This is a genomic window from Paenibacillus sp. FSL K6-1318 (assembly GCF_037976905.1).
GTDB classification, from domain to species: Bacteria; Bacillota; Bacilli; order Paenibacillales; family Paenibacillaceae; genus Paenibacillus; species Paenibacillus amylolyticus_A.
Window position 1 is genome coordinate 3,616,791 of record NZ_CP150270.1, and the last position, 21,571, is coordinate 3,638,361.

Genomic DNA, 21,571 nt, shown 5'->3' on the forward strand with positions numbered 1-21,571 from the left:
CATGATTAATATCCTGATTGTGGATGATCAAAAACACATTCGTGACGGCCTGCAGGCCATGCTGCATCAATTTCCTCTGGAGCTGAGCAACATATACTGTGCCGCGAGTGGGATTGAGGCGCTGTGCCTCTTGCGGCAGCATTGCATTCACATCGTTATTACCGATATTAGGATGCCGGATATGGATGGGTTGGCACTCATGGCTCAAACCAAAGAGGAATACATGGATGTCGAATACCTCATTATCAGCGGTTATAGTGATTTTACATATGCCCAAAAAGCGATCGGGCTTGGGGCAAAGGGCTACTTGCTCAAACCTTTGAAGCGAGAGGATCTGCAACATTCTCTGGAGCATGTATGGCAAGAGATCCAGACACGGCAGGCACTTACGCATAATATGCAGCGTGTATCCCGTCTCGCCCAAGAGACCGATCGTAAAGAATTAAGAATGTTTATGCAAGGTGCGTTAAGTGATGACGCATGGATTCTTCAGATTGAGGAACAACATTATGCGTTATGGCGCAATTATCGCCTAGCCCTGCTGCGGGAAGAAGTTTGCATGAATCAGCCCGGAGCAAGCAGCACCCATAGCATGGAAGCCATTGCTTATCGCGTGTTTGGCAGACAAGGTTGTATTTGCCTGCAACATCGCCCATACCTGATTCTTGCGGTGGATGCGTCCATAGATCCAAGTGTTTTGCCTGCATCGCTCAAGGAAGAAAAGATCAGTGTCCTAACAGCCATGACTAACCCGATTCAGGGGTTAAAAGACCTACCAGACGGCTATAACCAAGTGCTTGAGCTCTATCGCCACAGTTACCTGTTTCCTGATCAGTACAGTATCTTCCCAGTCCATATTGAGCATATGGAACAGCAGTGGCAACTTCCCTATGAAGACCTATATCAACTATTCCAGTCGGTTGGAACAGATAACAGCGGAACAATTACTCAGGGTATTTCTGCAATATTTCACAAAAAGGTGCTGCAACGCTATCCTATTCGCTATACCCAACAGCTCTGCGCCGCCACCGTTCAGATGATGGAGGAATACGAACGAGTTATCCGTCCTTATATGGGGGAAGAAGTGCTGGAGCTTGAATCATTGCGTAATCTCTTTGATTATCAAGGGATGCGTGAGTATATACAAGCACTGCAACAGCAGCTGCTTCGGCTGAATCAGTTATATTATGACTACAAGTGCAGCTATCGCAATTCACAGGATCTAAATGAAGCCATTCGTTTTATACACGAGAGTTACCACAAACCGCTGGACCTTGCGATGGTATCCAATCATGTATCGCTCAATTATGCTTATTTCTCAAATCTGTTTAAGAAGAATATTGGTAAAGGTTTTGCTGAATACCTGCGAGATGTGCGTCTGGATAAAGCGCGGCGGCTTCTCGCCGAAACCGATCATAAAATTGTTGAGGTGGCTACTATGGTTGGCTATGAAAGCTACAAAAGCTTTACACGCGCGTTCCGACTTGTGATGCAGATCCAACCCACAGAGTACCGACAGATGATGCGGCAGAAGGCAGAGCACGAAGCATGAAACAGCATAATCAAACGGACAAACTCCCTTGTTAAATATGCCAATTGAATCAAAAGCCAAAAAAATGGGATACCACAAAAACAATTGTACCTTTTCAGCAAATGAACCTATTCGATAGAATAAAGATACTCCCACTTGTAAGCGTTTTCCTCATGTGCATGGATTGGGAGAAGCTATTATTCTATTAAAGGAGGGCAATTATGAAACCATCTCACTTTACGGCGAAACGGTTTATGAAAAAGGTACTTGGTTTGTTCTTAGTGGTTGTGATGCTGGCTAGTATTGGCGTACTGCCAACTTCAAAGGTCCAGGCAGCGGGAACTACTGTAACCTCAATGGAGTATTTCTCACCAGCAGACGGGCCTATTATTTCAAAATCTGGGGTTGGTAAGGCCAGCTACGGATTTGTTATGCCTAAGTTCAATGGAGGCTCCGCGACATGGAATGATGTTTACAGTGATGTAGGCGTTAATGTAAAAGTGGGCAACAACTGGGTTGATATCGACCAGGCAGGCGGTTATATCTATAACCAAAACTGGGGGCACTGGAGCGATGGCGGCTTCAATGGCTATTGGTTCACCCTCTCTGCAACTACCGAAATTCAACTGTACTCCAAAGCGAATGGTGTTAAGCTGGAGTATCAACTTGTATTCCAAAACATCAACAAAACAACCATCACAGCGATGAATCCCACACAAGGTCCACAAATCACAGCAAGTTTCACAGGCGGTGCAGGCTTTACATATCCAACGTTCAACAATAATCCTGCGGTCATTTATGAAGCTGTTGCGGATGATTTGAAGGTGTATGTCAAACCTGTAAACAGCAGCACCTGGATTGATATTGACAACAACGCAGCCAGCGGCTGGATCTACGATCAAAATTTTGGCCAATTCACGGATGGCGGCGGTGGGTACTGGTTTAACGTAACGGAGTCGATCAATGTCAAATTGGAATCAAAGACTTCTTCGGCTAATCTTGTTTATACCATTACGTTTAATGAACCTACAAGAAATTCATATGTCATTACGCCATACGAAGGAACAACCTTCACAGCAGATGCGAATGGTTCCATTGGGGTTCCGCTTCCGAAAATTGATGGGGGGACGCCAATCGCCAAGGAACTGGGTAATTTTGTATACCAAATCAACATGAATGGGCAATGGGTTGATTTGAGTAACTCCAGCCAGAGCAAATTTGCTTACTCCGGTAATGGGTATAACAATATGTCCGATGCCAACCAGTGGGGTTACTGGGCCGATTACGTCTATGGCCTTTGGTTCCAGCCGATCCAAGAGAATATGCAGATTCGTATCGGCTATCCGCTGAACGGTCAGGCGGGTGGGAATATTGGCAACAACTTCGTCAACTATACCTTCATCGGCAATCCAAATGCCCCACGTCCGGATGTATCCGACCAAGAGGATATCTCCATCGGAACGCCAACCGACCCGGCAATCGCTGGCATGAACCTCATCTGGCAGGATGAGTTTAACGGAACTACACTGGATACAAGTAAATGGAACTATGAAACAGGATATTATCTCAATAACGATCCGGCTACCTGGGGATGGGGAAATGCAGAACTGCAGCACTACACGAACAGCACCCAAAATGTGTATGTACAGGACGGAAAGCTGAATATCAAAGCCATGAACGACAGCAAATCTTTCCCGCAGGACCCAAATCGGTATGCACAGTATTCTTCGGGAAAGATTAACACCAAGGATAAACTATCCTTGAAATACGGCCGAGTCGATTTTCGTGCCAAGCTTCCTACAGGTGATGGCGTCTGGCCAGCACTGTGGATGCTTCCAAAAGATTCGGTATACGGCACTTGGGCTGCATCAGGAGAAATTGATGTTATGGAAGCGAGAGGCCGTCTGCCTGGATCAGTAAGCGGTACCATACACTTTGGTGGACAATGGCCCGGGAACCAGTATTCGGGCGGCGATTATCACTTCCCGGAAGGGCAAACTATTGCCAATGATTATCATGTATACTCGGTGGTCTGGGAAGAGGACAATATTAAATGGTATGTAGACGGCAAGTTTTACTATAAAGTCACTAACGAGCAGTGGTATTCCGCAGCTGCACCGAATAATCCGAATGCACCTTTCGATGAGCCGTTCTACCTCATTATGAACTTGGCAGTCGGCGGAAACTTTGACGGCGGCCGTACCCCGAACGCCTCCGATATCCCGGCGACCATGCAAGTGGATTATGTACGCGTGTATAAAGAACAGTAATTTGCGATTTCGGATACAGCGAATGAAGATCAGATCTCATACTCTAAAATAGGCTTACGACCGATTCCCAATATTTCTCCCTGGGAATCGGTCGTACTGGTTAACTGAATACGATGAGTCAGGTGACCATCTATACTTTTGCGCTAAGTGACAACAAGTGTTTTAGATTGTCATCAATAAATTGATTATCGGCACTGTTGATTCCACGACCGGCAAAATGGCCCCAGATCGATTGGATTGGTTTCAAGACAGCATTAGGTATACGCTTAGCTTCGTATTCATTATCGGCCGCTGTGCAGAAGAGATCCGTGCTTCCCGGCATGATACAGGCAAGAGCATTTATGCTCTGAAGTGCTTTATCAAAGTCTCCGTTATAAGAGGGGTTTGCACTGATATCTGCATGTTGGCCTGTCCATAACATGGCCAGAACATTATGCGGATCCATATTCATAAAGCTATTTTCCCAGACACCAGCTACAAAATCCTCCAATGTGTCAAATCCCATCTCGCGGTAAAGCTCTTCTCTATAAAACGCATGTGATAGTCCCCACCCTGCATACACCCGACCAACGGCACGCATGTCTCTAGAACTTAGTTGGTTTAATTTACTTGAGTCGAAGCCGACTGCAGATAGCAGCGAAGCTTTCATGCCTTCCAGGACCACAAATGTGTGAGGCCAAGGTTTGGCGATACCTCCGAAAGGTGCGATACGTTCAACCATCTCCGGGTAACTTGCCCCCCATTGAAATGCCTGAATGCCACCCATCGACCACCCGACGACAAGATCAATCTTTTGAATACCGAATTTTTCGGTCAGCAGTTGGTGCTGGAATCGAACGTTATCATAGATGGTTATCTGTGGAAAGTTAGCCCGATCGAATGGAGGAGGCGTGTTACTGGGAGAGGAAGAGAGTCCATTGCCCAGCAAATTGGGAACGATAATAAAATATTTCTCTGGGTCCAGTGCCATCCCGCTGCCAATGAGCCATTCATTCTGAATATGCTGATCTCCAAAAGCCGTTGGATAGACAATAACATTGTCTTTCTGTTCATTTAATTTTCCGTGTGTTTTGTAAGCGAGATAAGCGTTTGGTAACGTCATTCCTGATTGTAAGATGACATCACCCAAGTTAAAAATTTCATAGTCCATCGTATAATCGCTCCCTTCAAAATGAAAAACCACATGTTCACTGTGATCTCTTGTACTCAGTATAGAGCTGTGATACTGTCAATAAAAGTGAATAGAATTCATAATAGTATTCAATAAAATTGAAAGATGAAGAGGGGATCATCGGATGGAATTGCGTCAACTGAATACGTTTTGTACAGTTGCAACAACATTGAATTTCACGAGGGCAGCAGAAGCACTGAGCTACGTTCCTTCCAACGTCACGATGCAAATTAAAGCATTGGAAGATGAGCTAGGGGTTCGCCTCTTTGATCGGTTGGGCAAGCAACTCGCGCTCACAACTGCGGGTAAACGCTTTTTAACACACGCCCAAGGCGTTCTTGAAAAAATGGACGAAGCTCGTAGTGCTGTCCATGATAATGAAAAACTAAGTGGTACCTTAACGATAAGTGCAAATGAGGTTATTTGCTCCTATCGGCTTCCACCTGTCTTCCAAAGGTTTCGTTCGCTGCATCCGGGAGTTCGTCTCATCTTCCGCTCAGTGCCGAATCAAGAGCTTAAGCAAACGCTATTTGAGGGAACCACGGATATTGTTTATATGTTGGATGAACCCATTCGCTCGAGTGGACTTGCCGTGGAACCTTTGCTGGAAGAACATTTCCGATTGTTAGCTGCTCCAGATCACCCACTTGCCAAACGAACTGTGCTGCAATTGGGAGATTTTCATGAAGAAGTGTTCCTGACGAATGAGAAAGGTTGTCCATATCGAACGATGTTTGATCGTTCATTTGAGAAAGAGGGCATTGATAGCATTACATATTTAGAGTTTCAAAGTGCTGAAGCCATTAAACAATGTGCAATTTCAGGAATCGGTATTGCCTTTCTTCCTGAGATCGTCGTGGAATCTGAAGTTGAACGCGGAGAACTGGTTGTCCTCCCATGGCAAATTCCGGACTTGCAGGTATATACGCAGATGTTATGGCATAAAGACAAGTGGCTTTCACCAATCATGTTATCTTTTATAGAAGAAACCAGGAAAGTTTTTGGTTCACAGAATGAGAATAAAACCGTATAGCTTATGTATGAGACATCAAACTGTTGAGTACAGTAAAACGCTGTTGAAAGTGGGTAGACATTCTATATGATTCCAATAGTATACGACCAGATTAACCATTGGGGAAAAGACGATGAATTTTTTCTTGCATTGTTAAAGAGATTACAAGTAGAGTTTATAGCTGACCTGGGCTGTGGAACAGGAAAATGGACTACTCATCTTGATCAGTGCGGTTATAAAATTACCGCTATAGATCCCAATGAAGAAGCGATTGAATTGGCGAGAAGTAAAGATCATTCTGGAGATATAAATTGGATTATAGGTGATAGTGCGGATTTACAAACCAATACCTATGATGCGGTAATTATGACAGCGAATGTTGCACAGGTATTTCTTACAGATGATAGTTGGAAGAGAGTAATCTCAGATGTATTCCGATCCCTTAAAATGGGGGGTCACTTTATTTTTGATACAAGAAACCCTTTGGTAAACGTATGGGAAGAATGGGAGAAGGACACAACTCCTGACTTAGCTAAAGATAGACTAAGCGGAGATCCTTTAGAAATTCATACAGAATATGAAGGGTTTGAGGGAGATATTTACACTTTCTATGAAATAGTAAAAAATACAAAAACAGACGAAGTGCTAGCTCATGAAAAAATGCAGCTGAGGTTTCGAAATCAAGAAGAATTCGATGAATCGCTGAAACAAATAGGTTTTTCAAAAATTAAAACATATGGTGATTGGGATTTTAAACAAGCAAATTCTGAGAATAGATCGCTTATTTTTCATTGTGTAAAATAGCAGTTAGTAAAAAATCTCAAGGGACCAGAACTGATTGAACACAATTCTTATTTCTAAAATAACTACAGACATTGTTCATTCAATGAAATTTGTTCATATATGATCAACTGGAGTATGATGGGGGAAGGCAGGCAATGCTGATAATCACCATATAAGTATTTTTATTTTTAACCATACAGGTAAAGAGTTACCAAGGTCTAAAGCTTTTGGACCCGGCTATACAACACCATACTACCTTGAAGGGGGACATCTGTTTTGGATGAGCAGTTTCTAGATTTATTGGCCGAGAAATATGATACGGAAGAGAAAATCATAACAGAGATCATCAACCTTGAAGCGATCTCCAATCTCCCGAAGGGAACCGAGCATTTTGTCAGTGATTTGCATGGGGAGTTCCAGGCTTTTCAGCATGTACTTCGAAACGGTTCAGGTACCGTCAAAGAGAAAATCAAAGAAATATTCCGAGAGGTTTGGACGGATCAAGAAATCAATGATTTTGCGGCGTTGGTTTATTACCCGGAAGAAAAAATACAGCTGGTTATAGGGGAACTGAGTAATAAACAGGCACTAAACCAGTGGTATAGACAAACGATTGAACACATGTTGAAGCTTATTTCTTACGCTTCTTCCAAATATACGCGCTCAAAATTGCGTAAAGCTCTGCCGGAGCAATATGTATATATTGTAGAAGAACTTCTATACAAGACGGATTCGACCAACAATAAGGATCCTTATTACGAGGAAATATATCGGCAAATTATATCCTTGGGCCAGGCGGACAACCTCATTATCGGCCTTGCTTATACGACCCAGCGCCTGGTGGTTGACCATCTTCATGTGGTTGGAGATATCTATGACCGGGGGCCGTACCCCGATAAAATTATGGATACACTTATCAACTACCATTCTGTAGACATTCAGTGGGGTAACCATGATGTCCTCTGGATCGGAGCCTACGCAGGTTCTCTGGCATGCCTTGCGAATATTATTCGGATCTGCGCCAGATACGACAATCTGGACATCATTGAAGATGTATACGGAATCAATCTGCGCCCACTGCTAAACCTGGCGGAGAAATATTATGAAGACAATCCGCCCTTCAGACCTAAGCTACAGGCTGGCCATAATGTATCAGAGCAGGAAATTCTGCAGATCACCAAAATTCACCAAGCCATTGCCATGATTCAGTTTAAACTTGAAATCCCGATTATCAAGAGACGCCCATACTTTAATATGTCTGAAAGACTTTTGCTGGAGAAAATTGATTACGACAACAATGAAATCAACATCTGCGGTAAAACGTACCTGCTGGAAAACACCTGTTTCGCAACCGTAAATCCGCAGAAGCCTGAACAATTGCTGGAGGAAGAACGTCAGGTGATGGAAAAGCTGCTGTTCTCCGTTCAGCATTCCGAAAAGATGGCCAGACATATGAATTTTCTCATGAAAAAGGGTAGCCTTTATTTAAAATACAACGGGAATTTGTTAATCCACGGCTGTATTCCTTTGGATGAAGAAGGAAATATGGAAGAAATGCAGATTGAAGACAAGACATATGCGGGCCGTCAATTGCTCGATGTCTTTGAAGATAACTTACGTTACGCCTTTGCGCATCCGGAAGAGACAGAAGATCTGGCGACGGACATGGTATGGTACATCTGGACAGGGGAATGCTCCTCGCTCTTTGGAAAGAGAGAAATGACCACTTTTGAACGGTATTTCATCCAAGATAAAGAAGCACATAAGGAGAGAAAGAATCCGTACTACCATTTACGTGAAAATGAAGAGATCTGTCGAAAAATCTTACAGGAGTTTGATTTGAATCCAGATCATGGACATGTCATTAACGGCCACACGCCAGTCAAAGAAATTAGTGGAGAGAACCCTGTTAAAGCAAACGGAAAAATGATTGTGATTGACGGTGGTTTCTCCAAAGCCTATCAATCCACAACGGGTATTGCGGGATATACCTTGTTGTACAATTCCTTTGGCATGCAGCTCGTCGCTCACAAGAAATTTAATTCAAAAGAAGATGTGTTATGTAACGGAACGGACGTGTTATCTCTAAAAAGATTGGTGGACAAAGAACTGGCGCGGAAGCTGGTGAGGGAAACCAATGTCGGGGAGAAACTGCTGCAAAAAATCTCAAATTTGAAGGACCTACTAGACTATCGCTACATGAAATGAAACATTGTTACAAGTACACATCCGGATCAACCGTTTGAGTGCGATTTAACAACGTAGAGGAAATGCGAAGATGCCTGTGAATATAAGATTTTGCTTGAATAACGATTTTTTTTGTATTCATTAAAGATACTCGCCTCAACTATAAGCAAAAGTGGACGACCGTTTTCATTTTGATCTTCAGAAAACAGTCGTCACTTATATTGCTTATCACCTAAATTTCCAGTGAGTACGCAAGCGCTTGTGATCGTGTCATTGATGTGCCTTTACTCCACAATTCCTGCAATTCCTGCTCAGAAAAAACATGCTGAAGATCATAAATAACCTCTTCGTGCTCTGCGGGAAAATTGGGCATGTCCTCCCCGCCAGAGTTTTGGCGGCCTTTCTCAGCAGCTCCGAGAAGGATCGCAGCTTCGGTGAAGGCTTTCTTAGCACACAACGCAATGGCTAATCCTTCAATACCGCGCGATAGAATCCAAGAACCTCTGTAGATCTGGCTTGCGGCGATGCATTTTTTAAAATATTCAATAGAAGCCCCAATCTGCTGAAGCTTCAGGGCGGAATACCCCAGACTTTCGTACGGCCCGGATACTTCCCATTGATCCTGAACGGAATCGAAGAAATGTACACTCTCATTCAGGAGCTTAGACGCTTCAAGATAATTATTCTGCCCTAATCGGAGCTTCCCGTAAGCATGTAATGAGGAAGCTAAATTCCACAAATCGCCCTTCGTTCTAGCAATATCAACGCTCATCTGTACCAATGGTTCGGCTTCCTCAAGGCGTTTCTGTTTGATGTGAAGAAACGCGAGCAGCCGAAGGGAGGAGGCAAGGAGAGAGCTTTCTCCCAGATCGCGAGCGAGATCCACGCTTCTGATGGCTGAATTCATGGCACCTTCAACATCTCCACGGATAAATTGAATGACACCACTTCCATGTAAGGCCTTTGCGGAATCGGTGCCAGGCTGTCCTTCGTGTGTTTCGTTATCCAGAAAGCGATCCAGCCAGAACATTCCTTCCTTCAGCCTGCCTTCGTGCAGCCAAAACCAATAGAGGTTAGAGACCATGTGAAGCCCGAATGAATGGGCATGCGGATTGGAGTATGACCATTCCAGGGCAGAACGAAGATTCGCATATTCCCGCCGTACTTCATCAATACACGCTTCGCGTTCACGAGTCCTGAACTTGGGCTCCGCACGGACCAAACATTGACTGTAATAACGAACATGGCGTTCAGAAAGCTGGTGGCTCTTATGCTTGTCGGTTTCGTTTTGCAGCTTCTCACCTGCATATTCCTTGATAGCTTCCAGTATGAAATAGCGGATGAAGCGGTAATTCTCGCTGATCTCAATAGATACGAGAGACTTGTTGACCAGGCCGGATAACAGGTCGAGCACGTCTTCGCGGGCGATGCGATCTTGCTGCTCTGGCATTCCAGGCTCACAGATGCAGATCTCTTCCACCGCCTCCAAAGTAAACCCTCCCGCAAATACGCTAAGCCGCCTCAACAGCAGACGTTCCTTGCCGGTCAGCAATTCATAACTCCAATTTATTGTGGATTTGAGCGTTTGCTGCCGATCCGCAGCCGTTCGTTTGCCTGCTGTCAGCAAAGTCAACAGATTTCCCAGACGTTCCTTGATTTGTTCCAGTGTCAGCATGTTCATTCGGGCAACCGCTAACTCAATGGCTAACGGGATTCCCTCCAGCTTCTTGCAAATAGCGCCAACAAGCCTAAGATTGGGCAACGTGGGCTGAAACTGGGGCGCAGTACTATGCGCCCGCTCCAAAAACAGCTGCACGGATTCAAAGGCTATCATCTCCTGTTCAGGTATTTCCTCTAGTAAATGCTCATCCGCAGGAAAAGATAACGGAGGAAGCCGGTAGACAAGTTCCCCCGGGATATTGAGAGGTTCCCGGCTAGTGGCGAGGATTGTCAGTCCCGGCGCGAATGCAAGAAGTGATTCAACCAAAGACGCGCTTGCGTCAATGACATGTTCGCAGTTATCAAAAATAAAGAGCATTTTCTGGTCGGACAAGGCCTCCAGTATCGTTTGAAGGTCGGTCCGGTGTGCTTGGTTCTGCAGCCTTAGTGTGGACATTAGCAACTGGCCCAAGTCTTGCGGTTCTTTGATAGAGCCGAATTCAAACATCCATATCCCTTGCGGGTACGTTCCCCCGAGCGTTGAAGCCACCTGAACAACAAGAGACGTCTTGCCTATTCCCCCGGGACCCACGACAGAGACCAAGGAGTGAGTATCCAGCCGTTCCTGCAAGTCAGCCATGGCCAGACTTCGTCCAACGAAGAGTGTAGGGAGCTTTGGCAGTTGTTGTGTTGCCGCGATTGAAGCACGCGGTGTGGTAATTGTTGGTTTCGGTGTTATCCCTTCCAGAGTAACCAATGTGTCGAACCAGGCACCGTCGAAATCCGGAAACTCCCGTGAGGTCGCTGATCGTGCTTCCGAGAAGCGCTTTACAGTATCCCAGAGATCCTCCGCCTCTTGACGCGGATCCGCTTCCAAGAGAAGTCCTTCTTCGCAAAACGCTTGGATCATTCCTTTGAGACTGCCCACACTTGGAAGCCGGTCTCCATTCTCCCATTGCTGCACGGTTCGCGGATCAACGCCGATCCGCCGTGCCAAGTCCACTTGCCGCATCCGCTTGGATAAGCCGTGCCTGGCAGGTCTTGAACGAATTTTTTTGATCCATTCATGAGGCCAATCTTTTGACAATTTCCCGTCTTCCATCCTATCACCTGAATTCCATAGTTTCCGCTGCTTCACACGAACAAACCCGAACTCATGTACATTCGTGTTCTGGATTCTAACAGATATAATTAGCCATATCAACAACAACAGTAACAATAACAAGGAGGTAACATACATGCCATTGACTCGCATTACCACATTGAAAGGTCGCTCCAGCGAAGAGAAAGCCCTGATTGGCGAGGTCGTCTTGCAGACGATTGTAGACAAGCTGCACGTCCCCCAGAACGATCGCTTTCTGATTACAGAAGAACTTGACCGCGAGAATTTAAGCTTTGATCCGAATTGCCTGGATATTGATAGAAGTGACGGTTTTCTAATCGTTCAGATCACTCTAAATGCCGGTCGGTCAGCCGAAGTGAAGAAAGAGTTCTATGAGGCTTTAGCCGAGCAGCTGCATCAGCAGTGCGACATTAGAATGGAAGATGTGTTCATCAATCTGGTTGAGGTTACCAAAGAAAACTGGTCTTACGGTAACGGCATCGCTCCGTTCATCGTGTAATACACAAACTGTACTTATTTAGAGAGGAAGTTTTAATTATGTCAACTTTACTTTATATTACTGCACATCCCGGCAACCTTGAAGCATCTTACAGCCTTTCCGTCGGAGAGCAATTCGTACAAGCTTACAAAGAGAGTAATCCGGGAGATGAAGTAGTCCATGTAGACTTGTATCAACGCGACATTCCCCACATTGACGTTGACGTATGGGAAGCATGGGGAACCCTTCAGAATGGTGGTTCGTTCGATCAATTGACTGCCGCACAACAACAAAAATTGACTCAGTTGAATACATTACTTGATGAATTCGTTGCTGCAGACAAGTATGTGTTCGTAACACCTATGTGGAACTTCTCATACCCTCCAGTAATGAAGGCATACATCGATTCCTTCTGCGTCAGAGCTAAAACTTTCAAATACACAGAGAACGGTCCCGTTGGCCTGCTTGAAAACAAAAAAGCCTTCCATATCCAAGCTACCGGCGGCATTTACTCGGAAGGACCTGTGGCAGATCGGGAGAACAGCAGCCGTCATTTGAAAACCGTCCTGAACTTCGTAGGCATTACCGACTTTGATAATCTGTTTATAGAAGGCGTATCCACTGCAGGAGATCGCGCTCCACAAATCAAAGCCGATGCGATTGAGAAAGCACGCATAGCCGCCAAAAACTTTTAAGACTACATTTAGCTAACAAACTGAATATGCTTCGCAACATTTTGCCCATCCATAGCTTCCGAGATATGAGCATTGGATGGGCGCTCATGGAGGTGTTCATTTGCTTTCGTATCGAAGGCATATTTGGTGAATTCAAGGAGGGAAAGAGCATGACAGAGCTTCAGCCACAAGCAGGGCTGAAAGCAGGTACAAGAGCAGAGGTGGCGATCATATTGGGTGCCTTGGCTTCGCTCGCCCCGTTCTCCCTGGACATGTATTTGCCCGCGCTACCGACACTAGCCAGCGATTTGCAGACATCACCTTCCATGGCCCAGGTTACCTCACGTTAATCCGAAAAAAAGCCGACATCAGCAATTCGATCAAAGGGGGAATAAAAATGAAAGTATCCTATCATGGACATTCTGTTGTGAAAATCGAAACAAACGGCACTACCATCCTGATTGATCCCTTTATTACAGGCAACGCAAGTACCGATCTTGACGCGGCCAGCATACAAGCAGACGTAATCCTGTTGACCCACGGTCACGGGGATCATGTAGGAGATACGGTGGACATCGCGAAACGAAACAACGCATTGGTCGTTGCCTCGGCAGAGCTGGCAGATGTGCTCGGATGGGAAGGGGTAAGAACCCATGCCATGAGTATTGGCGGGGCGTACACCTTCGACTTTGGAAAAGTGAAGCTGACTCAGGCTTTCCATAGCTCTAGTTATATTAACCCGGAGACCCGAACCATCATCTACACGGGAATGCCTACCGGAATTCTGTTCACAGCCGAAGGTAAAACGATATACCATGCAGGTGACACGGGCCTTTTCTACGACATGAAAGTGATTGGGGAACGCAACGACATTGATCTGGCTTTTATCCCGATTGGAGACAACCATACGATGGGACCGGAAGACGCCGCCGTAGCCACAGATTGGCTTCAAGCCAAACAAGTTGTGCCGATCCACTTCAACACGTTCCCGTTCATTCAACAAGACCCGCAGTACTTCACCTCGCTCCTTAAGGAAGGAGTAGGGATCGTCCTTAAACCCGGAGAAACCATCAACCTGTCATCCTGAACATCAATAAGACATCGGAAGGAAGAAATGTACAGCCATCAACATGTATGCTTGGGAAATGGCTGTAGGATTTCTTCCTTTTATGTTAATTCATGAGGTTACATCGCATTATAAAAATAAGATACCAGTTCATCTTCATCTTGCCTTAAAAATAATTTACTCATATGACCAGTCTCTTGTGTGTTTCAATGTTATATCGATAAACTTTGATAGAGCGGGGGAGACCCACTTGTTTTTATGATAAACCATTTGTGCTGAGATCGGTTTATGATCACCTTCGCAAGGAATAACTTTTAATCTTCCATCCTTGATTTCATTATTTACAGTTATTAATGGTAAACAAGCAATACCCAGCCCACTCATTACGCAACGTTTTATTGCCTCAATACTCCAAAGTTCCATCGTGTTGGAAAGTACGATTCCTCTTTCTCGAAGATATCCTTCAAACATGGTTCGATAACTGCATTCTTTCTCATTCGTGATCAAACACTCGTTTAACTTTTGGTTTTCATAGCTTTGATCTAAAACATTCAGCGGGTTGTCATGACTTCCAACAAGGACAATAGGCTCGTCCATTAAAGAATGTACGATGAAATCTGAATCCTGAAACGTTGGCATCATAAGAAATGCAATATCTGCACTTCCATGAAGTATTGCTCTCTTGTTATCTCCGCAAGTAGCGTTACTTAAAATGATGCTCACATGGGGAAACTTATTTCTATATTCTCTTAATATAGGTTCAAGTCGATAAACCGTTAAAGATTCGGGAGCCGCAATCCTTAACTCGCCTCTTATATCATCACCATCATTTGTAATGCTTTCGATTTTCTCATAAGTATCCAGAATTTCTTGAGTATAGTGCAATAATTTCTTGCCTATATCAGTCAATCTTACCTTTCGACCCATTCGATCAAATAGAGATGCACCCAAATGTTCTTCAAGTGCTTGAATATGAGAAGTGACAGTGGATTGAGTGTAACCTAAATGTTCTGCTGCTTGTGTAAAGCTGCCCAATTGAATAACTTTTCTAAATGTAATAAAATGACGTATTTCCATCAGTTCACCAACTTTCCATGTAATTTCACTTCTATAGTATCAAAAAAATTAATGGATAACTTCTATAAATTCAATTTTACTAATCATTAGTTTCAGGTTAACCTTAAGGAAATCTGGGAAATACGGTCACTATAATAGCATTGGTTGGGGGAGTTAATAAATGATTACAGTTTACAATGATAGATATAAAGAAGAAGTCATTAAATTAATATTGCATGTACAGAATGTCGAATATGAAGTGGGTATTAGTGTTAAAGAACAACCAGACATTCTAGACATTCATTCAAATTATATAAATGATGGCGGTAATTTTTGGATAGCCTTAAATGATAACGGAGAGGTCGTAGGTTCAATTGGTTTGCAAAAGAAAAATAACGAGGTTGCTGTATTAAAGAAATTTTTTGTTTATAAAGACTACCGAGGCAAAGAATTTGGCATAGGAAAAAAGCTTTATGATGTTCTGCTTGATTTTGCTAAGGAACAAGGTTTTTCAAAGATCATTTTAGATACCCCATCTAAAGCCACTCGGTCTCACGGTTTCTATAAAAAGGTTGGATTTAAAGAGATTGATAAAGAGGATTTGCCAATTAAATATGATTATCCTGACCGCAATTCAATTATATTTTTATTAGAACTATAACAAAAGGAAGAAGGGGTACAAGACAGTTGGTATTCGGCCATGTGATCGGTGATAAGACGGATAAGAAAAGAACGGTGGAGCACATCGTCGGGGAACTAAGGAGTGCATTGAAGCAATTAAATATTAAAGGGCCCTATGTATTAATGCTACATTCTATTTCCGGAACCAAAGCCATGACGGCATGGAATGGTTACAACAAAAATATAGTTCAAGAGGCAAATGAGCTGGTTGGTAATGTAAAAAAACTGCTCATATGTCATTTCCATCAGATCTGCCCGTATTGTTCTTTACAAAAGACGATGACAGGATGAGTGAAAATGGAAGATCTCAGTTTACTTTTTTACAAACCCAGCTTACGGATCAACCTTCAAGTGCTATCATCCCTTTAAAAAGTCATCATTATCTTCATTGGACCAAATACAAGGAGATGAGCGAAGCTATCCTGAAATTCATAAAAGATATTCAAGATAAGGAATAACTATATTTTATCTGCTGTAACGATAAACCGATTAAGAACTTGTACTGATTATCGGACTTGACAAGAACATGTTCCCATACCAATTAAATAAATTCCTAACTTTAGAAATGAGCATATCTGCGAAGACCTGTATAAGATTTTTATGGAGTTGATGAATAAGAAACCGACCTTATTCCGATTTTAGTAGGATTAAAGGTCGGTTTGTTTGTTTTAGTAAATAATGTAATAAGATAACTCAAAAATTCATGGCGAGACATTGATTCAAAAAAAATTTCCACTAACCCTAACTGTCAATTATGCTCTTGATATTTTTAATTGTTGCAAAGTGCATTGCTTCATGGTAAATCAGAAAACCCAGTAATTGTTCTACATTTGTAAAGATAAGTCCTGTAGAAGACTTGTAATGAGGATTGATTTCTTCTTTCAATTTGCTTAAAAGTACCGATTCAACCCTTTCAATTTGTTCAGTTAACAAGTCGATTATTTGAGACAACGTTGGAGGCTCTATATTCCAATCAGACGGTTTAGTTCCTGAATCAAACAACTCACCAAAATTAGCAGGATATTTGGTTTCTTGCCCAGAAAGTTGGAAAGCGAACTTTTCATGTATGACATACATGTGGCCTAGATTCCATTTTATATTATTTTTCAAACCTGTTGGAATTATTTCAGAGGCAGAGTCATTTATATTCCTTACATGATCAACTGCCTGACGGCGAACAAATCCCAATTGATCTGCGACAAAATTGCTCATGATTTTGACCTCCCGTAAAGTTGCTAAAAGAAAAGATCACTTGTTTTTCGTGTGAAATAATTCCGCCAGTTTACTAAAAAACACTTTTGTGTCAGTGACCAGAATTGCTTTCAGAAACATAAGTTGAGACACGTTGTGACAGAGTTGCCAACATACGTTCAAAATAGGATTCATCATTAAGTGCTCTACTCAAAATTAATCCCCCTTGGATACTAGCAATTGTTTCCTCTGAAACTTGGTCAGCAGTCTCTTTAGAGATGCCTGTTCTAACTAGTGCCTCACTTAATGCTTCAATCCATCTTATAAAATATTGCCGAATAACAGCAGCGAATCGATCTCTTGTTTCGTCCAAAGCGAATGCACCAACAAGGCATATCCGCTGCCCTGATTGAAAATAAATATCGACCTCTTGCCACATATGATCAATGGCTGCCCGGGGTTCATTCTTTTCGAGCGGTTCAAAAATGTTCTTGATAAACCATTGATCAATATGAGCAAGAATTTCAGCAGCCATCTCATCTTTTCCACCCGGGAAGAAATAATATAAGCTTCCTTTAGATAGACGCGTACGGGCTGTAATTTTACTCAAGGATGCGCCCTCATAACCTAATTCACGAAATACCTCAGTCACGAGAGGAATGACATCGGATTTTTCAAAAACAGTGCGCGTCATAGGTTTAACTCACTGAGGCTTGGGTGTTCAGCAGGGCGCGAGCCGAGAGGCCAATGAAATTTTCGTTCTTCTTCCTTAATCGGCATATCATTAATCGAAGCAAATCTACGCTTCATCAAGCCGTCGTCACCGAATTCCCAATTCTCGTTCCCATACGATCTGAACCAACTGCCACTATCATCATGCCATTCATATGCGAATCTTACTGCAATACGGTTATCCGTAAATGACCAAAGCTCCTTGATAAGGCGGTAGTCCAGTTCTTTGGCCCATTTTCGAGTTAGTAAAGAGACAATTTCTTGTCGGCCTGTTATAAATTCGCTCCGATTTCTCCAATAACAATCCTCAGTATACACAAGTGAGACGCGCTGAGGGTCTCGGCTATTCCAGCTGTCTTCCGCCATACGAGTTTTTTGGATTGCTGTCTCACGAGTGAACGGGGGAGTTAAATTGTTCATTAAAATTTCCTCACTTTCTATACCTTTTGTATTAGTATAAACCGATCGGTTTATAAATGCAAATTTACACTCCATATTCGATACAAGTTTCGAATTAGTTCAGATTCATCATGTACCAATTAGCCATCTATCTTAAGCATAGTGGCTCTTTTTTTGTACTACCAATGATCAAGAGGGTGTTCATTCTTCATATGCAAATCCTATGAAATAATAAAAGAGCAGGACGTCTCCTAATTTAGGAGGCGTTCTACTTTTTTTAATTTGTTCTTTTAGCTAGAATCATCAGTCGAATTACATTTAACCTTGCAAAAATTCGATCAATGCTGCATTAAATTGTTCAGAATGGGTCGCATTAAATCCGTGTGGTCCACCTTCAACAACGACCAGACGGCTTCCAGGAATGGATTCATGAGTACGCTGTCCGCTTACCTCCAAAGGCACGATGGCATCTGAATCGCCATGGATAACCAGTGTCGGAATGTTGAACTTCTCCAGATCCTGACGGAAATCAGTAAGGGCAAAGGCAGCAACACAATCTAATGTACCTTTAGGTGAAGCCATAGCTGCAATATCACGGTTATAGATACGGAATGGTTCGCTCACAAGGTCTGTTCGGTCTTTAGCAGCGAAAAAGTTACTTGTAAAACCATCCAGGAATGCTAGCCGATCCGTTTTTACCCCGTTTTGGAATTCTGCAATCGTCGCATCATCCAATCCTCCTTGAGGATTGTCTTCGGTTATATAGAGATAGGGAGGAACCGCTCCCGCAAATACAGCTTTAGAAACGCGCTCTGTTCCGTAAGTTCCCACATAACGTGCAACTTCGCCGCCACCCATGGAGAATCCGACTAGTGTGGCATCGCGCAGATCAAGGTGCAGAATCAATTTATGCAAATCTGAAGCGAAAGTATCATAGTCATAACCATCCCAAGATTGGGATGACTGACCAAATCCACGACGGTCATATGTGATAACACGGTAACCCGCTTCAATCAGGGCAGGAACTTGCTTCTCCCAGGATCGTCCACTCAAAGGCCAGCCATGAATCAGGATAATTGGTTTTCCCGCACCATGATCTTCATAATACAGTTCAATTGGTTGTTCATTCTCAAAGCCTACATTTGCTTTAGACATGGAAAATACCTCCATCAGTTATTTTTTTTGTTTATACAGAAGCTATCTGGCTCAGAAACATGAAGGGGCTTATTCATATATCGCCTCACTTTCTATACCGTTTGTAATAGTATAAACTGATCGGTCTATACTTGCAAGTTCATATCTTAGTGTGGGTAAGTTAATCTTTCACATATCAGATAGCTTTAGTTGACAAACGTGTAGTCCTTAAGGTGATGCCTCTATCCAGAAACGATTCGAAATGTTCGAGCAGAGGAAAGACCTAGATTGTCACTGGGAAGATTGGCGATAAGAAAATCGGAGGGATGATATCATGAAAGTTATAGTAATTAGCGGTAGCGGCCATATTGGAACGTATTTAGTAACTAAGTTAATCAGAGCAGGACATGAGGTCATTAACATTACTCGTGGTCAAAGTAGTCCCTACAAAGCAGATCCTACATGGAAAGACATCAAACCAATAGTTCTTGATCGAGAGAAACATTCAAATGGAGATTTTGCGAAGAAAATAGCTGAATTAAATGCAGATATTGTAGTTGATCTCATTAACTTTACTTTGAAGATACAAAACTCATGACAGAAGCCCTTAAAAACACAAATTTATCTCATTATGTGTTCTGCTCTTCCATTTGGGCTCATGGGAAAGCGACAATATTTCCGATTGTAGAGGATCAGCCTAAGTTCCCGTTGGATGAGTATGGCCTTCAGAAAGCTAAAAGTGAGGAATATTTGCATCACCTTTATCGGCAAGAGAGTTTTCCGGAAACTGTTATCATGCCAGGCCAGATATCGGGTCCGGGTTGGGTGATTATGAATCCTGTTGCTAATCATGATTACATGGTTTTTATTAAAATTGCACGAGGCGAAGAAATTGCCCTACCGAATTTTGGTATGGAAACATTACATCATGTTCACGCAGACGATGTAGCCCAAGTTTTCTTTAATGCAATTAATCATCGTAAGGCAGCTTTAGGAGAGAGTTTTCATGCTGTAGGTGAAGAATCAATTACTTTACTAGGGTATGCTCAAGCTATGTACCGTTACTTTAAGCAGGAGGAAAGAATCAAGTTTCTTTCGTGGAATGAATGGTGTGAATATACAAATAATCCAGATTATATTGATAGAAGATATTATCACATTGCCGGTAGCGGAAATTTTAGCATTGAAAAGGGCAAGCGGCTTTTCGGCTATAAACCAAGGTTTACGCTGCTGGAAACCATTGAAGAAAGCGTAGCATACATGGTAGAAAATAACTGGTTTGATTCAGCGAAGAAGTAGTAGTAGATCTAAAAGTGTCGAGGGACAAGAACATATTCCTATTGAAGTCGCTATTTTAGCGGCTTTTTTAATTTATCGGTACTAGAACATGTTCCTAGTAAAATATAAACGACAACGAAATGACTTATGCATGCTGATGTTATGAAGTTTTAAAGCATAGAATCCTCATTTTAGATAGTTACTCACATTGTTCTTAAAATCTCGTGGTGTCATGCCGTAAATAGCCTGGAACACCCGATTGAACGTACGCTGACTATCGAATCCTGCATTCATCCACACCGTTGTTAGAGACGCATCTGTGGTACGAATTAACATGGAAGCATACTCAACCCGAAGCATCGATAGATAGTTTCGTAGATTCATCTTGAATCGCTTGGAGAAGATGCGAGAAATATAATATTTACTTACGTTAAACTCGGAGGCAAGAGTGTCTAAGGTGATGGGCTCGGTGAAATGTGTTGCTAAGTATTCCATCAGCTTCTTGGATAAATCCTGCACGGGGAGTTGCTGTACTTGTTCAAATTCAATTTCGCGCAATAGATGCGCGATGATGATGTGAATCCAACCAAGCTTAATGGCATAATCATCATCCCGTTTCACTTTCTCAAATGCGACTGCAACGTCTTCATGAACATATGGTTTAGTAATAGTTGGATTCTTAGGATGGAAGCGAGTCAGATCAGGAAACAGACCGCCTAAGAGCTTGGGATGGATAATAATTAACACCTCCCTCGTATAGGAATCCCCAGTTGTTTCGTAACGGTGAACCATATCAGGGAATATCATTGCTGCGTCACCTTCGTGCAAATCATACGTTTGATCATTCACTTCAATCCGTTGAGACCCTGAAATGACATATAGAATTTCAAGATATCCATGCATATGTGGAGGGAAAGAAATCTCCTTCAAATTCCGGATAACCGATAATTCATCCTTACGAATCTCATAAAAAGGTAACATCCGTCTTAACCTCCAGTGCAATTTTTGGCTAGTTTTATATTCTTTATGTCTATATTCTTGTTCATTGCCATGATAAACTCTAGTGTGACGAGATCTACAACGGCTCAACATTCTTATAGTACGGCAAAATGCAAGCGATTACATGACTGCCGTGAAGGGTTTCAT

20 protein-coding genes and 1 pseudogene are annotated in these 21,571 nt (G+C 42.8%); 13 read left to right on the forward strand and 8 right to left on the reverse strand.

Features of this window, described 5'->3' with window-relative positions:
* Position 1: 1 nt before the first annotated feature.
* Together NYE45_RS15870 and NYE45_RS15875 are read left to right on the forward strand one after the other, a co-directional pair.
* Positions 2–1,552 (forward strand): response regulator, encoded by a 1,551-nt coding sequence (locus NYE45_RS15870; RefSeq protein WP_340013096.1) that lies wholly within the window; start codon positions 2–4, stop codon positions 1,550–1,552.
* A gap of 200 nt (positions 1,553–1,752) precedes the next feature.
* The gene (locus tag NYE45_RS15875) at positions 1,753–3,801 is read left to right on the forward strand and encodes a glycoside hydrolase family 16 protein (protein ID WP_340013097.1); all 2,049 of its coding nucleotides are present in this window, start codon (positions 1,753–1,755) and stop codon (positions 3,799–3,801) included.
* Positions 3,802–3,931: 130 nt separating this feature from the next.
* Here NYE45_RS15875 and NYE45_RS15880 read toward each other — a convergent pair whose 3' ends face one another.
* Entirely contained in the window at positions 3,932–4,951 is a 1,020-nt protein-coding gene (locus tag NYE45_RS15880) for an alpha/beta fold hydrolase (protein ID WP_340013098.1), read from the reverse strand.
* A gap of 145 nt (positions 4,952–5,096) precedes the next feature.
* Between NYE45_RS15880 and NYE45_RS15885 the strand changes: the two genes are divergently transcribed.
* The 3 genes from NYE45_RS15885 (at position 5,097) to NYE45_RS15895 (ending at position 8,975) form a co-directional block, all read left to right on the forward strand.
* Entirely contained in the window at positions 5,097–6,005 is a 909-nt protein-coding gene (locus tag NYE45_RS15885) for a LysR family transcriptional regulator (protein WP_340013099.1), read from the forward strand.
* Between the two features lie 66 nt (positions 6,006–6,071).
* Positions 6,072–6,788, forward strand: a complete 717-nt coding sequence (locus tag NYE45_RS15890) for a class I SAM-dependent methyltransferase (protein WP_340013100.1) — start codon at positions 6,072–6,074, stop codon at positions 6,786–6,788.
* A 255-nt stretch (positions 6,789–7,043) separates the two neighbouring features.
* The gene (locus NYE45_RS15895; RefSeq protein ID WP_340013101.1) at positions 7,044–8,975 is read left to right on the forward strand and encodes a fructose-1,6-bisphosphatase; all 1,932 of its coding nucleotides are present in this window, start codon (positions 7,044–7,046) and stop codon (positions 8,973–8,975) included.
* Between the two features lie 211 nt (positions 8,976–9,186).
* On the opposite strand, the gene NYE45_RS15900 is transcribed toward NYE45_RS15895, so the two are convergent.
* A complete protein-coding gene (locus NYE45_RS15900) occupies positions 9,187–11,700 on the reverse strand; it encodes a tetratricopeptide repeat protein (protein ID WP_340013102.1) in 2,514 nt (837 codons plus the stop codon).
* 151 nt (positions 11,701–11,851) lie between these two features.
* Here NYE45_RS15900 and NYE45_RS15905 point away from each other — a divergent pair, with 151 nt between their 5' ends.
* The 4 genes and pseudogenes from NYE45_RS15905 to NYE45_RS15920 all read left to right on the forward strand — a co-directional run bounded on the left by NYE45_RS15905 (position 11,852) and on the right by NYE45_RS15920 (position 13,975).
* Entirely contained in the window at positions 11,852–12,235 is a 384-nt protein-coding gene (locus NYE45_RS15905) for a tautomerase family protein (RefSeq protein ID WP_091029744.1), read from the forward strand.
* A gap of 38 nt (positions 12,236–12,273) precedes the next feature.
* Positions 12,274–12,909, forward strand: coding sequence for an FMN-dependent NADH-azoreductase (locus tag NYE45_RS15910; protein ID WP_340013103.1), 636 nt, complete (start codon positions 12,274–12,276; stop codon positions 12,907–12,909).
* Positions 12,910–13,058: 149 nt separating this feature from the next.
* Positions 13,059–13,229: pseudogene (locus tag NYE45_RS15915) on the forward strand (MFS transporter); the annotation flags it as partial.
* A 56-nt stretch (positions 13,230–13,285) separates the two neighbouring features.
* Entirely contained in the window at positions 13,286–13,975 is a 690-nt protein-coding gene (locus NYE45_RS15920) for a metal-dependent hydrolase (protein ID WP_340013104.1), read from the forward strand.
* Positions 13,976–14,131: 156 nt separating this feature from the next.
* On the opposite strand, the gene NYE45_RS15925 is transcribed toward NYE45_RS15920, so the two are convergent.
* A complete protein-coding gene (locus NYE45_RS15925) occupies positions 14,132–15,031 on the reverse strand; it encodes a LysR family transcriptional regulator (protein ID WP_340013105.1) in 900 nt (299 codons plus the stop codon).
* A 160-nt stretch (positions 15,032–15,191) separates the two neighbouring features.
* On the opposite strand from NYE45_RS15925, the gene NYE45_RS15930 reads away from it, so the two are divergent.
* The gene (locus NYE45_RS15930) at positions 15,192–15,671 is read left to right on the forward strand and encodes a GNAT family N-acetyltransferase (protein WP_340013106.1); all 480 of its coding nucleotides are present in this window, start codon (positions 15,192–15,194) and stop codon (positions 15,669–15,671) included.
* Between the two features lie 26 nt (positions 15,672–15,697).
* Positions 15,698–15,982: a hypothetical protein gene (locus tag NYE45_RS15935; protein ID WP_340013107.1), complete on the forward strand. Its 285-nt coding sequence runs from the start codon at positions 15,698–15,700 to the stop codon at positions 15,980–15,982.
* A gap of 450 nt (positions 15,983–16,432) precedes the next feature.
* Here NYE45_RS15935 and NYE45_RS15940 read toward each other — a convergent pair whose 3' ends face one another.
* From NYE45_RS15940 to NYE45_RS15955, 4 genes are all read right to left on the reverse strand, one after another.
* The gene (locus NYE45_RS15940) at positions 16,433–16,903 is read right to left on the reverse strand and encodes a DinB family protein (RefSeq protein WP_340013108.1); all 471 of its coding nucleotides are present in this window, start codon (positions 16,901–16,903) and stop codon (positions 16,433–16,435) included.
* Positions 16,904–16,994: 91 nt separating this feature from the next.
* Complete coding sequence (locus tag NYE45_RS15945) at positions 16,995–17,576, reverse strand: TetR/AcrR family transcriptional regulator (RefSeq protein ID WP_340013109.1); 582 nt, start codon at positions 17,574–17,576, stop codon at positions 16,995–16,997.
* Positions 17,573–18,034 (reverse strand): nuclear transport factor 2 family protein, encoded by a 462-nt coding sequence (locus NYE45_RS15950; protein WP_340013110.1) that lies wholly within the window; start codon positions 18,032–18,034, stop codon positions 17,573–17,575. Before NYE45_RS15950 ends, NYE45_RS15945 begins: the two co-directional genes overlap by 4 nt.
* A 297-nt stretch (positions 18,035–18,331) precedes the next feature.
* Entirely contained in the window at positions 18,332–19,168 is an 837-nt protein-coding gene (locus NYE45_RS15955) for an alpha/beta hydrolase (RefSeq protein ID WP_340013111.1), read from the reverse strand.
* A 313-nt stretch (positions 19,169–19,481) separates the two neighbouring features.
* On the opposite strand from NYE45_RS15955, the gene NYE45_RS15960 reads away from it, so the two are divergent.
* Entirely contained in the window at positions 19,482–19,745 is a 264-nt protein-coding gene (locus tag NYE45_RS15960) for an NAD-dependent epimerase/dehydratase family protein (RefSeq protein ID WP_340013112.1), read from the forward strand.
* A complete protein-coding gene (locus NYE45_RS15965) occupies positions 19,742–20,446 on the forward strand; it encodes an NAD(P)-dependent oxidoreductase (protein WP_340013113.1) in 705 nt (234 codons plus the stop codon). Before NYE45_RS15960 ends, NYE45_RS15965 begins: the two co-directional genes overlap by 4 nt.
* 165 nt (positions 20,447–20,611) lie before the next feature.
* On the opposite strand, the gene NYE45_RS15970 is transcribed toward NYE45_RS15965, so the two are convergent.
* Positions 20,612–21,406, reverse strand: coding sequence for an AraC family transcriptional regulator (locus NYE45_RS15970; RefSeq protein WP_253436699.1), 795 nt, complete (start codon positions 21,404–21,406; stop codon positions 20,612–20,614).
* Positions 21,407–21,571 lie beyond the last annotated feature (165 nt).